At 69.3% G+C, this 15412-nt stretch carries 8 protein-coding genes; 3 read left to right on the top strand and 5 right to left on the bottom strand.

The features are described 5' to 3' along the window. Window positions 1–140 precede the first annotated feature (140 nt). A complete protein-coding gene (locus CLV67_RS12985; RefSeq protein WP_106317832.1) occupies window positions 141–4286 on the top strand; it encodes an nSTAND1 domain-containing NTPase in 4146 nt (1381 codons plus the stop codon). Window positions 4287–4408: 122 nt separating this feature from the next. Here CLV67_RS12985 and CLV67_RS12980 read toward each other — a convergent pair whose 3' ends face one another. Next, window positions 4409–5170, bottom strand: coding sequence for a cutinase family protein (locus tag CLV67_RS12980; protein ID WP_106317830.1), 762 nt, complete (start codon window positions 5168–5170; stop codon window positions 4409–4411). A gap of 292 nt (window positions 5171–5462) precedes the next feature. On the opposite strand from CLV67_RS12980, the gene CLV67_RS12975 reads away from it, so the two are divergent. Then, window positions 5463–5939: a hypothetical protein gene (locus CLV67_RS12975; RefSeq protein ID WP_146169079.1), complete on the top strand. Its 477-nt coding sequence runs from the start codon at window positions 5463–5465 to the stop codon at window positions 5937–5939. A gap of 78 nt (window positions 5940–6017) precedes the next feature. Here the strand turns inward: CLV67_RS12975 and CLV67_RS12970 are convergent, their stop codons facing one another. The 4 genes from CLV67_RS12970 to CLV67_RS12955 all read right to left on the bottom strand — a co-directional run bounded on the left by CLV67_RS12970 (window position 6018) and on the right by CLV67_RS12955 (window position 11807). Next, complete coding sequence (locus tag CLV67_RS12970) at window positions 6018–7280, bottom strand: peroxidase family protein (RefSeq protein ID WP_203736908.1); 1263 nt, start codon at window positions 7278–7280, stop codon at window positions 6018–6020. A gap of 48 nt (window positions 7281–7328) precedes the next feature. Beyond that, window positions 7329–8939 carry a sensor histidine kinase gene (locus CLV67_RS12965; protein WP_106317824.1) on the bottom strand — a complete coding sequence of 537 codons (1611 nt, stop codon included), beginning with the start codon at window positions 8937–8939 and terminating at the stop codon, window positions 7329–7331. A 31-nt stretch (window positions 8940–8970) separates the two neighbouring features. Then, complete coding sequence (locus tag CLV67_RS12960; protein ID WP_106317822.1) at window positions 8971–10572, bottom strand: methyl-accepting chemotaxis protein; 1602 nt, start codon at window positions 10570–10572, stop codon at window positions 8971–8973. Between the two features lie 155 nt (window positions 10573–10727). Continuing rightward, entirely contained in the window at window positions 10728–11807 is a 1080-nt protein-coding gene (locus CLV67_RS12955; protein ID WP_239166085.1) for a cellulose-binding domain-containing protein, read from the bottom strand. Window positions 11808–12283: 476 nt separating this feature from the next. On the opposite strand from CLV67_RS12955, the gene CLV67_RS12950 reads away from it, so the two are divergent. Continuing rightward, window positions 12284–15406, top strand: a complete 3123-nt coding sequence (locus CLV67_RS12950; RefSeq protein WP_146169078.1) for a hypothetical protein — start codon at window positions 12284–12286, stop codon at window positions 15404–15406. Window positions 15407–15412 lie beyond the last annotated feature (6 nt).

Below are 15412 nucleotides of genomic sequence, written 5' to 3'. Positions count from 1 at the left end.
GGCCCGCTGCCTTGGTGCGGGCCCGGCGTCGCTCCATCGGCTGGCGCGCCGGTCAACAGGCCTTTTGTCCCGCCGCGATCTTTAACCTCGGCACCATGGCAACGCAGAATGAGGGGGATCAAACTCCCGGTCGAGTTCCGGTGGGTGACCATCGCCGGCTGTACGACCTGCTGACCGAACTGCGGCATCGAGCCGGAGCACCCTCCCTGCGGAAGATCAACAACAGCAGCGGGGTGTCGGTCGGCTACCTGAGTCAGATCTTCGCCGGGAAGACCGCGCCGGGACCGGATGTCGCCGTGCGGATCGCCCAGGCCTTGAAAGCCACCGACCAGGAACAGGCCCGGATCCGCTTCTACGCCGAGGGCACCGAGGCCGACCGGTCGGTCCAGCGCTCCGCGGAGGCCGGCCGTCCGCGCCGGCCCGGATGGGACGGATGCCCCTACCGCGGCCTGCTCCCGTTCGAAGAACGGCACGCCTCCGTCTTCTACGGCCGCCGTGCCCTGACCGGCCGGCTGCTCGACCGGTTGCACGAGCATTCCACCGACGCCGGGATCCTGCTCGTACTGGGACCGTCCGGCGCCGGGAAGTCGTCGCTGCTGCGCGCCGGTCTGATGGGCTCGCTGGCCGCCGGCGTCCTGACGCCCGGATGCCGGTCCTGGCCCCGCCGGGTGATCACCCCGACCAGCGATCCGGTCCGGCACCTCGCCATCCACCTTGCCGAGCTCGCGGCGGCCGACGCCATCTCCGTACAGGAGACGCTGACCGCCCATCCCGAGCAGGCCCATCTCCTCGCCGGTCAGGCGCTGGCCGCAGCCGGCGGCCAGGGTCGTCTGGTGCTGGTGGTGGACCAGTTGGAGGAGCTGTTCACCCTCAGCACCGATCCCACTGAACAGCACGTCTTCCTGACAGCCCTGCACAGCCTGGCGACCGAGCCGGTCCTGCCCGACGGCCGGCCCGGCGCGCTGGTCGTCGCCGGAATCCGCGGTGACTTCCTGGACCAGGCGCTGGCCTTCCCACCGGTGCGGCACGCCGCCGAGGCCGGTGTCTTCGCGGTCGGTGCGATGAGCGAGTCGGAGCTGCGGGAGGCAGTGGTCGGCCCGGCCGCCGAAGCGGGTGTGCGGATACCCGACGACCTGGCCGCCGTGATTCTCGACGATCTGCGCGAACACGACCTGCCGGTCGATTTCGACTGTGGAGCGCTGCCACTGCTGTCACAGGTCATGTTCGTCATGTGGCAGCACAGGGACGCCACCGGGCTGACCGTGGCCGGTTACCACCGCACCGGTGGGGTCGCCGACATCGTGCGTACCAGCGCCGAACAGGCCTACGACACCCTGACCACCGGGCAGCAGGACCTCGCCCGGCGGGTCTTCCTCCATCTCACCGCGGCGACCGACAGCCGGCGGACCCGGCGGCCTAGCACCCGCAACGCTCTTCATGCCGCCACCGGCAGCGCCGACATCGACACCGTCATCGAGGCGTTCGCCGAACAGCGGCTCGTCACCCTGTCCGACAATGACCTGGTCACCATCGCTCACGAGGAGCTTCTGCGATCCTGGACCCGGTTGCGCGACTGGCTCCAGCCCGGCCTCACCGATCAGGCACTGCATCTGGCGCTCACCGACGATGCGCATGACTGGCAGCAGCGTCATCGCGACCCGTCCTATCTCTATCAGGGAAGCCGGCTGGTCGCCGTTGCCGACGCTGTCCAGCGTTGGACCGACGATCCCGCCCAGAGCCTGCCCGTCTCTTCTGCCACCGTGGAGTTCCTCGCCGCCGGTCATCGCCGTGCCCGCCGGCGCAAACGTGCCTACCAGGCTCTGGCGGGGTTGTCGGTCATGCTGCTCGTGCTTACCGGCGGTGCCGCACTGTACGCCGGGGACAGCGCCGACCGGGAGCGGCGCAGTGCCGAGCGCGCAGAGGATCAGAAGGCCGTCGCCCTGTCGCGGCTGCTCGCGGCCAACAGCCGTACCACGAGCGCGACTGACCGAAGCACATCGGAACAGCTCGCCGCTGCGGCGCTGCGCGTCAGGCAGACCGACGAGGCTCTCACCGCGGCCGGTGCCCTGCTGGCCGATCATCAGAGCGTGCTGCCCATCGGCATGGGGCTGATCGCGCTCACGCCGGACGGCCGCCTGCTGGCAACGGGCGGAGACGACGGGACGATACGCCTCTGGAATCCAGCAACGGGTGTGCCGGCGGGTGCCTCGCTGGCCGGACATTCCGCTGCCTTGACGGGTTTGGTGTTCAGCCACGGAGGATCAAGGCTCGCCGCCGCGTATTTCGACGGCACGGTGCGCCTGTGGGATCCGGTGGCGGGCCGATCGATCGGCGAGCCGTTGGGCGGCTATTACCTGTCGTTCAGCCCGGACGGGCGAACGGTGGCCACCTACGGGTACGACCAGATGGTTCGGCTCTGGGACTCGGCAACCGGCGAATCGATCGGTGAGCTGGCGACCGGTGCCACCGATGGAGTGGCGGCCATTGCCTTCGATCCGGCTTCGAAGCTGCTGGCCACCGGGGGATACTCCGGCGACGCGGTGCGGCTGTGGGACCTCAGAACCCGGCAGCCGATCGGCGAGCCGCTGCTCGGCAGTTCGCGGGTCGGGACCACCGATTCCTGGCTCGTCCTCACGTTCAGCCCCGACGGCAGATTGCTGGCGGCCGGCGGGCCGGAGGACGGAGCCGTGTGGTTCTGGGACGCGTCGAGCCGGCGACCAGCCGGCCCGCCGCTGCCAGGCCGTGGCACTGCTGTGCGGACGATCTCCTTCACCCCCGATGCCGACAGACTGATGATCGGTGGCAATGACGGCAGGGCATGGCTGTGGGACTTCAAGGTCCGGCGTCCGGTCGCCGGCCCTCTGCCCGGCGTTCTGCCACCCGACGGCGCCTTGCCGGTGGGTTCGGCGGTGTTGTCCGCCAATGGGTCGTTGCTGGCCACCGGCGACGACAAGAATGCGGTGCGACTGTGGAATCCTGAAACGGGCGAGCAGATCGGCCCCTCTCTGGTGGGCCACTCCGAGACCGTGAGACAGCTGGCGATGGACGCATCCGGGACGACCATGGTCAGTAACGGAGCCGACGGGGCCGTCCGGTTGTGGAGCCTGCGCACCAGGAAACCGGCCGGCCCGTCCCTGACCGGCCACGTCGAGCCCGTGAGCACCGTGATGTTCAGTCCGGCCGACGGCCCACTGCTCACCAGCGACGACGTCACCGTTCGATCGTGGAACCCGAAGACGGGCCAACCGATCGGCGTTCCGATTCCGGTCGACCCTGCGCCCATACGAAGCCTGACCGCCAGTCCCGGGGGGAAGGTGCTGGCCGTCGTCACCGACGAGAACGTGCAACTGTGGCAGTCGCGCACAGGCCGCCGGATCGGACCGAAGCTTGCCCCGTCTCACGAAGCGGTGTTCAGCCCGGACGGCACCCTGCTCGCCTCCAGCGCCTACGACGGGACCGTCCAGCTACACGACCCGGCTACGGGGCAACCGATCGGCTCACCGCTGAACACCGACGTCCTCGTCGAGGGCGGCGCGGTACAGATGCTGACGTTCAGCCCCGACGCGAAGCTGCTGGCCGGCGTTGACCACTCCGGGAGGATTCTCGTCTGGAACTCGACCACCCGAAGGCTGGTCGACACACACTTCCCGCAACTCGTGAACAGCTTGCAACGAATGGTCTTCAGCGCGGACTCGAGTCTGCTCGCCACCGCCGACTCGTCAGGCCAGGTAATGCTGTGGAACGTCATGACGGGCGAGGCCATCGGTGCGCCATTGGCTGAAGCCGTGTCTCTCGGGGAGGCGGTAGGAGTCGTATCCAGCGGAGATGCGTTGGTCAGGAACGGTGGTGCCACTCCCGAAGTGGCCTTCAGCCCGGATGGGAGCATGCTCGCCACCGCCGACAGTTCCTCCGAAACGGTGCGGTTCTGGGAGGTCCGGACGGGCCGCCGCATCGACGAACTCACCGACACCGTTTCCGTCGTGTTCAGCTCGGACGGGAAGTTCATGGCGACCGGCGGCGTGGACGGGACCATACGACTACGCGATCCCCGCACCCGGAAGCCCATCGGTGCGCCGTTGATCGCTCGGCCCGGTCCCGTGCAGGCGCTGGCGTTCAGCCCGGACGGGACCACGCTCGCCGCCGGCGACGCCGGTATCGACGTCCGACTGTGGGATCTTTCCGTATTCGAGGATCCGGCCAGTTCGCTGTGCCGGAGGGCAGGAGCGCTCAGCAGCGACGAGTGGAGTAAATACGCAGCCGGCGAGCCGTTCCCGGAGGCCTGCTGACGAGTGTGACATCGGATTGGCCGCCAACACGGCTCGGCCCGTGGCCTCACTGTCCGGCATCGCCGCCCGCTGGAGGCCGCCGGGCCCGCTGCGTCGTGCGCGGGCCCAGCTGCCGTCCCTGATCAGCCGAGTTTCCCGGCGGCGAACTCTGCCGCCTCCTGGACGCTGCCGTTGCGGGGGTACGCCAGGTGCGCGGCGAAGTTGTTACCGCCACCGCAGACCGGGTCCCCGGTGTTGCAGAACTCCTTCGCCTTCGGTCCGAACTCCGGGCTGTTCTGCGCGATCGTCTGCCGCCGCAGGCCCAGGGGGTTGCCGAACACGACGACAGCGGCGACCCGGTCGTTCAGGTTCTCCGGGATCGCCTCGCCCGCGGTGCCGGCATTGCGGATACCGATCGCGATGTCGGTCACGCTGGCCCCCTGCGAGTATCCGCCGATCACGAAGCGTGTCTGCGGGCAGTCCGCGGCGACCTCGGCGATGTGCTGGCTCATGTTGGTGGCGCCGGGACCGGCGCTGCGCTGGTTGGAGGCCGCCGCGTAGACGACGGCGAACGAACTCACGCTCTGGTCGGGCAGTTCGCTCGCGAGTGCCTGCGCCAGCGGCCGGCCGACGATGCCGAGGCCCTGAGGCTCGCCGGTGCCCCGGGCGAAGACCAGCTGCACGTCGCTGCAGTCGCCGCCGCTGTCGGCCGCCGCTCCGCTACCGGAGCCGTTGCGGTTCCCGAAGCCGAAGAAGCCGGCCCGGGTGCCGTCGCGGCCGAAGCCCGGCAGCGTTCCGGCGAACGCCTGCGGTGTCACGATCGCACCCGCTCCGACCACTGCCGCGCTGATGCCGAACAGCACGGCACGCCGGGTCTTTCGAGAGCGCCTACGGTGAGTGAACATGTGACTCGCCCCTTTCCACCATGGGTTGCATGCCGGAGTACGGACGCGGGCCGCCGGAAGGTCTGCGACGGCCGTCTCACGAAAGCGTCCTGGTGAAGAGCCTGGATCTCTACCGTCACCGTGGGTGTGGGTGTCCGTCGGCTACCTGAGCCTCGGACCGTCGGTCGTTCAACCGACCCCTTTCAGGATCCGTCGGTGTGACAGCAATTTCCGTCATTTACGTCGATGGCGTCTGGTAAGGACACGAAACTACCGTTTCTCATCACTGCATCCGAACGTCAGGGAGTCCAGAATGCGCAGAAGGACAGCGATCGCCGCAGCCGCCGTAGTCGTGGCAACAGCCGGCATGGCGTCGCCGGCCCAGGCATCGACCGCCCGCTACTACAACAGTGACGAGACCGTGCGGATCGTCCACAACTTCCTCAACGGCGCGGCTGTCGGCTCGGTCTCCTGCGGCATCACCTCCGTCGTCAACAGGATGAAGAAGTTCAAGGGCAAGGCCGGCCTGGCGTCGATCGCGGCCTACTCCGGTGAGATCAGCGCGAAGGCGGCAGGCACCTCGGCCACGTGCAAGCTGGCGAAGCAGCTGGCTCTGGCAGCGGCCTGGACGGCCGCGGTAGGCCGGGACGGGGCGCCGGTCTTCATCGAGGACAGCTCCCACACCGACAGGTGCGGCATCATCAGCAAGAAGATCACGTACAGCTACCGCATCGGCCCGTCGCCGGCTCGAACGCTCCCCTTCTCGGGAAGTGTGAAGGTGCCCTGCTGAACGATCCCGCGCGAGGCGCTGACGCGGATCCGGTGAGCCGGTGCGCACGGGCACCGGCTCACCGGGGGCGTGTCCTGATCAGGCCAATGTGGCGACCACGCCGGCGGCCCGCAGCAGGTCCGTCATCCGGAACGTGCCGCCCTCGCCGTACGTGGGTGTCCAGTCAGGCTCCTGGCGCAGGTACGAGGTCGGGTCACCCTTGATCAATCCGGTCATGACCTCGGCGACCAGCCGCCCGCCGACCGGGCCGAGATGTTCCCCGCCGGTGAAGACCTGAGCCTCGCGGAGGACGTAGAACCACAGCGGCGTCCGTTTGTCGAGGTGGAACGGCTTGAGGTCGGCCAGGTCCGCGGCCGGCAGTTCCGGCAGGCGCATCGCCTTGGCCACACGCTGACCCGACGGCACCTTCATGGTCAGGTTGCGCAGCAGGTTGCGGGTGGCCAGCGACGTGGGCTCGCCGCCGGGCTGGCCCATCAGGTCGAACAGCACGCTGGAGAGCCTGGTGTCGATGATTTTGTTCGGGCGTACCCGCCCGTCACCGAAGTCGAAGAAGGTCTGCCAGTCGATGAACCGGCGCGCGGCCCGCCTGCCGCCGCGCAGATCGGCCGGGTCGGTGCTGTCCGGCAGGGCCGGGTCGAAGATGAGCGCGAAGAACTGCTGCGCCGGGTCGGTCGTGCTGGTCCCGAAGTTGGCACGGTAACTGGGACGCACCTGCGAATGTCCGAACCGGTAGGCGCCGACGGAGAACTCGACGGGGATGAACGGGGCGTTGCGCCAGGTGTAGTGCCGGAGCCCGTTGTGGAGCACGTCGTCGACGGTCGCCTGGCCGGTGGTCCGGACCAGGAACTCGTGGACGACGATCCACTGGTAGTGCCAGCGGACGACGCGCTGTGCCTCGGCGAACAGCTCACCGGCCGTGACGGCGGCGCCGAGTTCGGCGCGGACGTCCTCGACCACCCGGTTGTGGAACCGCAGCACGGCCACGTGCAGTTGCGAGAGCATCAGGTTCTCGTCGTTGCGCGGGTCGCCGGTGAGCGCGACGAGCTGGCTGTTGCGGGGCAGGTCGAAGCGGGTGGTCCCGTCGATCGACACGGACGCGGAGCCGGGGATCTCCTCGCTCAGCAGGGTGGTCTGGCCACGGTCGATCGTCTGGTCGTACAGGTGCGGCGACATGCCGGGGCCACCGCCGTACACGCTGTCCAGGTCGAGCGCCGGGATCCGGAAGTTGTGGATGGACTCCGTTCGTAGAAGGTCGACTGGGGAGTGGCGGTGCCGAGCGCGGCGTGTCCGTGCGACACGGTGGACCTCCGAGGTCTCGATCTTGAATTGGTACTTGATCAACGACCGACCTGCGGAGATGGGTGTACCCGGATGACTGATCCGCGTGTGTCAACGCGGCTCGACCGGCAGCTCGATGACGAAGGTGGTGCCGGGGCCGTCGTGGTCGGCCAGGCTGATCGTGCCGCTGTGGCGTTCGACGATGGCCCGCGTGATGACCAGGCCCAGCCCGGTGCCGGGGATCTTGCGGTCCACGGCGGTCGAGGCGCGGTAGAAGCGGCGGAACAACCGTGGCCGCTCGGCGGCGGGGATGCCGATGCCGGTGTCGGCGACCTGCCACGTGATTTTCCGGCCACCCGCCTCCAGCGTGGCGGCGACGGTGACCGTACCGCCGTCGGGTGTGTACTTGACGGCATTGGAGATCAGGTTGTCGGCCACCTGCCGCAACCGGCCGGGATCCGCCCGCAATTCCAGGCGGGGCGGCAGCCGTACGGAGATGGTGAGCTCTCGTTCGGCTGGTTTGGCGGCGCCGTCAAGTGCCTGGCGGATGATCTCGCACAGGTCGGTCCGGGTCGGCTTGATCGCCAGCTGCCCCGACTCCAGCTGGGCCAGGTCGAGCAGATCCTCCGCCATGGCCGACAGGCGGTCTGCGCTGCGCATGATGATCCGCAGGTGGTGCCGCTGCTCGTCGGGCGTCATGTCGTCCAGCTCGGTGTCGAGCAGGTTGGTGGCGCCGGTGATCACGGCGAGCGGATTGCGCAGTTCATGGGTGACCATGGCGAGGAACTCGTCCTTGGTGCGGGCCAGTTCGACGGCCAGTTCCTCGGCGCGGCGCCGCTGCATGTACTGGCCGATCTGGGCGGCAAGCCCGCCGAGCAGTCCCAGCAGGATGTCCTCCGGATCCTCGACCCGGTCACCGTAGACACACAACGCGCCCAGGACTTCCCCGCCGGTCGACACCGGGACACCGATGGCCACCCGTAGTCCGCTGCGCGCCGCGGCCTGACTGCGGGGCGATCCGGTGTCGTCACCCAGGTCGGGGATCCAGTGCGGCATGCCGTCGGCGCTGACCAGGCCGGGCAGCGCGATGCCAGGGGCCAGGGTGTCGACGGTGAAGTCCCCCAGCTGCCAGCCGGGTTGGACGTGGCGGGCCGCGCACTTCAGCATCCGCCCGTCGCCGGCCACCCACAGCTCGGTCACCGGCCAGCCCATCTTCTCGCCGAGCGCCTCCACGACGCGGGTCGCGGCGCTGCCGCTCGATTCGGCCTCGGCCAGACCGCGCGCCACGGCGGACTCGGCTGCGGCGAACCGCCCGGCTCGGTGCACTGCGGTGACGTCGTGGGCGAACACGTGGAAGATCCGCCCTGCGGGCTCCTCGGTGGCTATCAGCGTCATCTCGATCGGGAGCTCGTGCCCGTCGGCATGCCACGCCGGCCACTGGAGCCGCCGGTCACGGGTCAGCCCCGGCAGGCCGCACGCCAGTGCCGCCAGTTCGATCCGGCCCGCCGCCCTCGACTGCGGCCGCACGATCAGCTCCTCGATCGACCTGCCGTACGCCTGCTCCAGGGTGTAGCCGAACGTCGCCTCGGCGGCCGGGTTCCAGGCCACCACGCGGCCGGTGACGTCGAAGGCGATGTAGGCCTCCAGCGCGGCGGCGAGGACCGCCGGCTGGTGGAACATCGCCATGCGGGCGTCACCTGGTCGCTCCGATGCGACTGACATCGTCCTCCCTGCGGGTCACGGCACGCGGCGGTCAGTACCGGAAGTTCGTCACCAGTGCACTGAGCTCGGTGGACATCTTGGCTAGGTCACTGGTGGCGTGCTGCGCCTGGGACACGCCCTCGCTGGTGAGGCGGGCCGCCTCGGCGACCCCGGTGATGTTCTGGGCGATCTCGTTGGTGCCGCTGGCCGCCTCGGTGACGCTGCGGCTCATCTCCCCGGTGGTCGCGGTCTGCTCCTCGACGGCCGACGCGATCGTCGTCTGGAAATCGCTGATCCTGGCGATCACGTGGGTGATCTCCTCGATCGCGGCGACCGCCCCGGTGGTGTCGGTCTGGATGACCTCGACCCGCCGGGAGATGTCCTCGGTGGCCCGCGCGGTCTCCTGGGCCAGGTCCTTGACCTCGGAGGCGACCACGGCGAAGCCCTTGCCGAGTTCCCCGGCGCGAGCGGCCTCGATGGTGGCGTTCAGCGCCAGCAGGTTCGTCTGTTCGGCGATCGCCGTGATGGTCTTGACCACATTGCCGATCTCGGCCGACGACTGCCCGAGCTTGGCCATCGTCTCGGCGGTGGCGGCCGTGATGGTCACCGCCTGCCCGGCGACCTGGGCCGCCTCGCTCGCGTTGACCGAGATCTCCCGGATCGCGGCACCCATCTCCTCGCTGCCGGCCGAGACACTGTCGACGCTTCGGGAGATCTCCTCGGTCGCGCCCGCCACCGTCTGCGCCTGCTGCGAGGTCTCCTCGGCGGAGGCGGCGATCTGGTCGGCGGTGCCGGACAGCTGCTCGGACGCCGCAGCCAGCGAGGTCGCCGACCCGTTGATCGTGGCGATGGTCTCCCGTAGCCGGCCCATCGCCGTATCCAGCGACCGGCCCATCTCACCCGGCTCGTCGCGGCTGCTCAGCCCGGTCGTGCGCGTCAGGTCACCTTCGGCCAGACCGGAACAGACATCCTTGACCTTGATCAACGACTGCACGATCTGCCGCGCCACCCAGTAGCCCGTGGCCAGGGCGAGCAGCCCGCCGACGACCATCGCGATCAGCGCCGTGGTCCGGCCCGTCTCGTAGACCGATTTCGCCTCGGCGGCGTTCTTCGCCGCGTCCGCGGTCTCCACGGAGTCGAGGGCGTCGATGCTCGTGCGCAGCTCCGCAACGATGGGCAGTGCCTCGCTGTCACGGACCCGCTGCCATTCGGCGAACTTGTTGGCCGAACCGAGTGCCAGCAACTTGTCCTGCGCGATCGCGACGTAGGCGTCCCAGCCCGCCTGCACCGCGTCGATCTGCGCCGGGTCACCCGCCGGCATGCTGGCACGGTAGGCCTTCATCGCGGCGTCGAACGCCTCCTGGTCGGCGGCGAAGGCGTCGGTGAACTTCGCGTTGTTCGCCGGATCCTGGGAGAGTGCCTGGTTGGCGATGTCGATGCGCCCCTGCCGGATCGCGGCATCCACCTGGGCGACGGCCTTGATGCTGGCTACGTTGCTGTTGTAGATCAGTTGCGCCGAGTTGCTGGCACTGCTGAGCGCGTTCAGACCGACGAGCCCGACCGCTACGGCGGCGACGACTCCGATGGCAACCGCGATCAGGACCTTGATCTTTACGCTCAGGTCGGCGAAGCCCCGACGCTGCTTACTCGTCATGGCGTTTTCCTCCGTTGCGGCCCGCTAGCCGGTATCTCGGTGGCACAGTCCTCACCGCCCTGTTCGGCCTTTACCGCGCGGCGATTAGCGGGTACGGAGGTATGGCACCGGCAGGCCCGATGTCCGACGTCGAGCCGGACGTCGGGCCGCCACTCTCACGACAGGAAGCTGCCGTACGGGCCGCTCAGAATCCGATCCTTCTGAGCCTGACTGAAGTGCGTGTTGGGGTAGCTGTAGAACGACGCGGACATCGGCGTGCCGTCGGTCGAGGTCGAGTCCGGCAGCCCGAACGCGTGTCCGAGCTCGTGGACCATCCCGCCGTACCACCGGTTCATCGGGCCGTTGATCCCGGCCGCGCCGTCGGCGTCGTGACCGCTCAGGATCACCCAGCCACCGCCGCCTCCGCCCCCGGAACAGGACGCTTCGGCGCTGATCTCACCCACGTTGACCCACCGGCTGTCCGGCGCCCGCAGCGACAGTCTGCGCAGAAGCTCCTGCTGCATGTTGAACACGACCCACCAGTAACACTCGTTGCCGTTGGGCGTGTTCTCGTACCAGGACCGGGGGTGATCGCCGTTGACCACCTCGACCACCGGATCGTTGAGCGTGAACGTCCTGCCGAGCTCCTGCCGGTAGTAACGCTGGGCCTCACGCATCACGCCGGCGATGCCGTCGACATACCTCTGGTCGTACGGGACGTCGGTGGGCCGCAGCCAGTAGGCGCGTACGGTCCGCACCGGCGGTGTCTGCGGCGCGGACGTGGGCGTCACGGTCGGTGAGGTGGTCGGCCCCGGCGTGGTGCCGCCGGTGCAGGCGACACCGTTGAGGGTGAAGCCTGCCGGCACGGGGTTGGTGGTGTTGTTCCACGACCCGTTGAACCCGAACGTCGCCGTGGCGCCGGTGGCGAGGTTCGGGTTCCAGGTGGCGTTGACCGCGGTGACGGCGGCGCCGCTCTGTGTGGTGACGGCGTTCCAGGCCTGTGACACCGTCTGCCCGGCGGCGAAGGACCATCTGAGGGTCCAGCCGGTGAGCGGGTCACCGAGGTTGGTCACGGCGACGTTCGCGGAGAATCCGCCGCCCCACTGGCTGCCGACGGTGTAGGTCACCCGGCAGCCGGTCGCGGCGGCTTCGGCCGCGGTCACACCGCTGATCGCGGCGCCCGCGAGGGTGGCGGCCAGGACGGCCACCGCCACGGGCGTACGGCGTAGTGGTTGAAGCACTTTCGTCTCCTTCACGGAAATCAGGGTGAGCGTGCCCCGGGGCCACCCCTTGACATTGACATCCGTCCATCTCCCGGTCTCACCATCGTCTACGAAAACGATTTCGGCAAGTTTCGGCGTAGATCGCTCCCCGTGGTCTCAGAACCGTTCGATCAGCCAGGCGACCAGAGCGCGGGTGGCGCCCGAGATGGCTCCGGTGACGGCGGCCGCCAAGAGCCAGGGGTGTTCCGGCGGCGTGGTCTTCTTCTTGCGGGACATCGCGTTGTTCCCTTCTCCGTGCGGACAACGTGATGCTGTGGGACCCACTGAAGATCCAACTCGGTCGCGACGAGGCCCGTGGTCGCACACGCCTGCCAGGGCTCAGGCTGCGACCGGCTGCGCCGGCCGGCGGACGAGCCACAGTGCACAATCACCGGATGAGCTCCGCGACTCCGCCGAAACGGTCCCGGACGCTGGCACGCGCGCGTGTCCCTGCCGGGCCCCTTCGCGAGATGAAAGACCTGCTGTACGAGATGTACCTGCAGGCCGGTGCGCCCACCCTGGACGAGATCGCCGAGTCGATCGTGACGGACGAATCACTCGCGGGAGCGCCGGGGCGCGACACCGTCCGCCGCTGCGTCAGCACGCCGGAGCCCGGCAGTCAGGCCGACGTCGTGGCGATCACGGCCGTACTCGCCACCCGCGCCGCCCTGGACAGCGGCGATGCGATCCGGCGCGTACGGGAGCTCTGGGTGGCCGTCCTGCTCGAACAGCCTCTCGGCCGGCTCGTCGCCGACTACGCCGCCGACGAGCGGGCGGTGATCCAGGGCCTGCAGGTCCACCCGGCAGTCGACGCGGGCGACTCCGAAGTCCCCGGCCTGCTCACCACCTACGTCCGCAGAGACCTCGACACACGGCTCAGCCGGCTTGTCGAGGACGCCGTGACGGGAACCAGCGACATCGCGGTCCTGATCGGGGAATCGTCATCCGGGAAGACACGGGCTGTCTGGGAGGCGATTCGCGAACTTCCGTCGCCGTGGCGCCTCTGGAATCCGGCCGAGACCAGCCACGATGCCCTGGCCGAGACGATCAGCCGGCTTCCGCCACGCACGGTGGTCTGGCTGGACGAGGCACATCACCTGTTCCTCGATCCCGTCCACGGTGCGGCGATCGCCGGAGCCCTGCGCAAGGCGCTCAACGATCCGGATCGGCGTCCGATCCTGGCCCTCGGCACGACGTGGCCCGAATACTGGGCCCAGCTCGTCCGTGAACCGTCCGAGTTCGACACGCCCGCTCACCTTCGCCATCTGCTCTCCGGCAAGGGGATCGGTGTACCGAGCAGGTTCGAGGCCGGTGAGCTGGCCGCCGTTTCGGCCGCGGGCACGACGGATCCACGTCTGACCGAGGCTTGGGAGCGTGCGGAAGAAGGACAGATCACCCAATACCTGGCGGCATCCCCGGCCCTGCAGCAGCGCTACGAGACCGCGCCGGTGGCAGCCCGTGCGCTGGTGGACGCCGCGATCGACGCGGTCCGGCTGGGGCACGGCGAGCAGTTACCGGCCGCCGTGCTGGAGGCCGCGGTGCCGGGGTATCTGACCCGCCGGCAGTGGGACGACCTGCCCGACTTGTGGGAACGGGATGCCTGGGCGTTCGCGCAGCACTCCGTGCGGGGTGCCCGCGGTCTGCTGTACCGGCAGCGTCCACATCCGGGCGGTCCGTCGTCTGATGTACTGGCCCGGCGTCTCACCGACTACATCGAACAGCATGGGCGTCGAGTGCGGGGAACGGTCGCGCCGCCGCCCGAACTCTGGACCTCCCTCGTCGGGCACGCCGAGGCAACCACGGCGCTGGCCCGTGCGGCGCGGTGCCGCGGGCTCCTGGAGACCGCCTATCGGCTCTACCACCGAGCCGGGGACGCGCGATCCCTGCGGCAGGCCGCCGACCTGCTGCGCGAATCCGGCCGCACCCGGGAAGCGATCGACGCCTACCTGGACGAGCCGCTGATGGACGACCCGTGTGCCGTCGGCGAGGCAGCCCTGCTGCTCGTCGAGGCGGGTCGCCTCGACGAGGCGCTGAGCTGCTTCGCGAAGGCCGCCGCAGCCGACGGCGAGGACATCGCCGACGATCTCGAGGCACGGCGTGACGAGAAGTCCGGCGACGAAGATCTGCTGGCCTGGCTGCGCTCGCGGGCGGCGGCAGGGAACGCCGATGCCGCAGCCGGCGTCGTCCGTGCGAACACCAGGCGAGACACCCTCAAACAGCACACCTGGCTGTTCTCGAATCCCCGGCTGATGAGCGCGAGCAGTGGCGGCCCCGCAAAGCTCGCCGCCGATGTGGTGATCTGGCGGGGGATCCAGGCGGCGCTGAAGGTGTATGCCGACCTCGCGCTGCCTGTTGGTGGGGAAGCACCAATCGCTGCGGCGGGCGCACTGGTCCGATCCGGTCGGGTGCTGGAGGGTATGTCCTGGTATGAACGGGCTGCGCTCGATGGCCACCCGTTCGTTTTCGCCATAGCCGCACACACTCTCGGCGACTCGGGCGCCGACGAGACAGCGACGCGATGGCTCAGCGAGCACGCGGCTGCGGGCCGAGCGCATGCGGTACGGGTACTGGCCCGCTCAGCTGACGCCGACGGGCGAACAGAGGAGGCCGTCCGGTGGTATCGGCAGGCCGCCGGGCAGGGAGACCTCACAGACCTGCGGGCACTTGCCGCCGCGCTGGCTGCAGCCGGTGAGACCGCGGAGGCACTGGCCATCTACGAGAGCGCCCAGCGTGACGACGTCACCCACCCAGGGGACCAGTTCGAGATCGGCCGGCTGTTGGTCGCTCGCGGCCGGCCGGAGGAGGCGATCGAGAAGTTCCGCGGTGCAGTGGGGGCAGGTTGCACCGAGGCGGTCGGTGAAGCCGCTCGAACCATGGCAGCCCAGGGCCGCGTCGATGACGGGGTCCACTGGATGCTGGAGCTTGCTCGCAAGGGCGGATCGGACACGGTGCTGGCCGTCGCCAGGATTGTCAGTACAGCAACGGATGTCATCCGGACGTCCGACGTGTATCGCGATGCGGTGATCGCACTCTTCGAAGGTGCTGCCGCTCGGGCCGTCCAGGAGAACCAATGGCACGGAAGCGCGTACAGTCAGCTGGCCGCTGCAACGGAGATCGTCATCGCTCCCGCCCTGATCGATCAAATGCAGCAGAGGTCGGCTGTCGACGCCGAGGACGCTCAGGCGCTCTTTCGCCTCGAAGCGGCCCGCATCCTGCACAGCGCCGGCTGCGACGAGCAGGCGATGGCATTGTTCGAGAGGGCTGCGGACTCCGGTGAGCCTGACGCGATCATCGCCCTGGCCGAGGTGCTGGAGGAAGCCGGCGATACCCGGCGCGCGCTCACCTGGTTCGATCGCGGGATGCTCGCCGGTTCGCATGAGGCGCTGGACGGTGCCGTCCGTCTGCGACACCAGCGCGACGGCATCGGCGCGACGCTCACCTGGCTCTGGGCGACGGCGCAGGGTGGACACCCCGTCGCGTTCGGCGCGGCCGTACGCCTGCTCGAAACCGGCGGGCGGCAGCAGGAGGCCCGGCGGCTGGCCAGGAACGGCTGGACGGTCGAGGGCTCGATTGCGGACGACTGGTATCCGTGAGGCCGA

It is taken from the genome of Actinoplanes italicus (assembly GCF_003001815.1).
Classification (GTDB): domain Bacteria; phylum Actinomycetota; class Actinomycetes; order Mycobacteriales; family Micromonosporaceae; genus Actinoplanes; species Actinoplanes italicus.
Note: the sequence above shows the minus strand (reverse complement) of the source record. Positions and strands in the feature narration are given on the sequence as shown.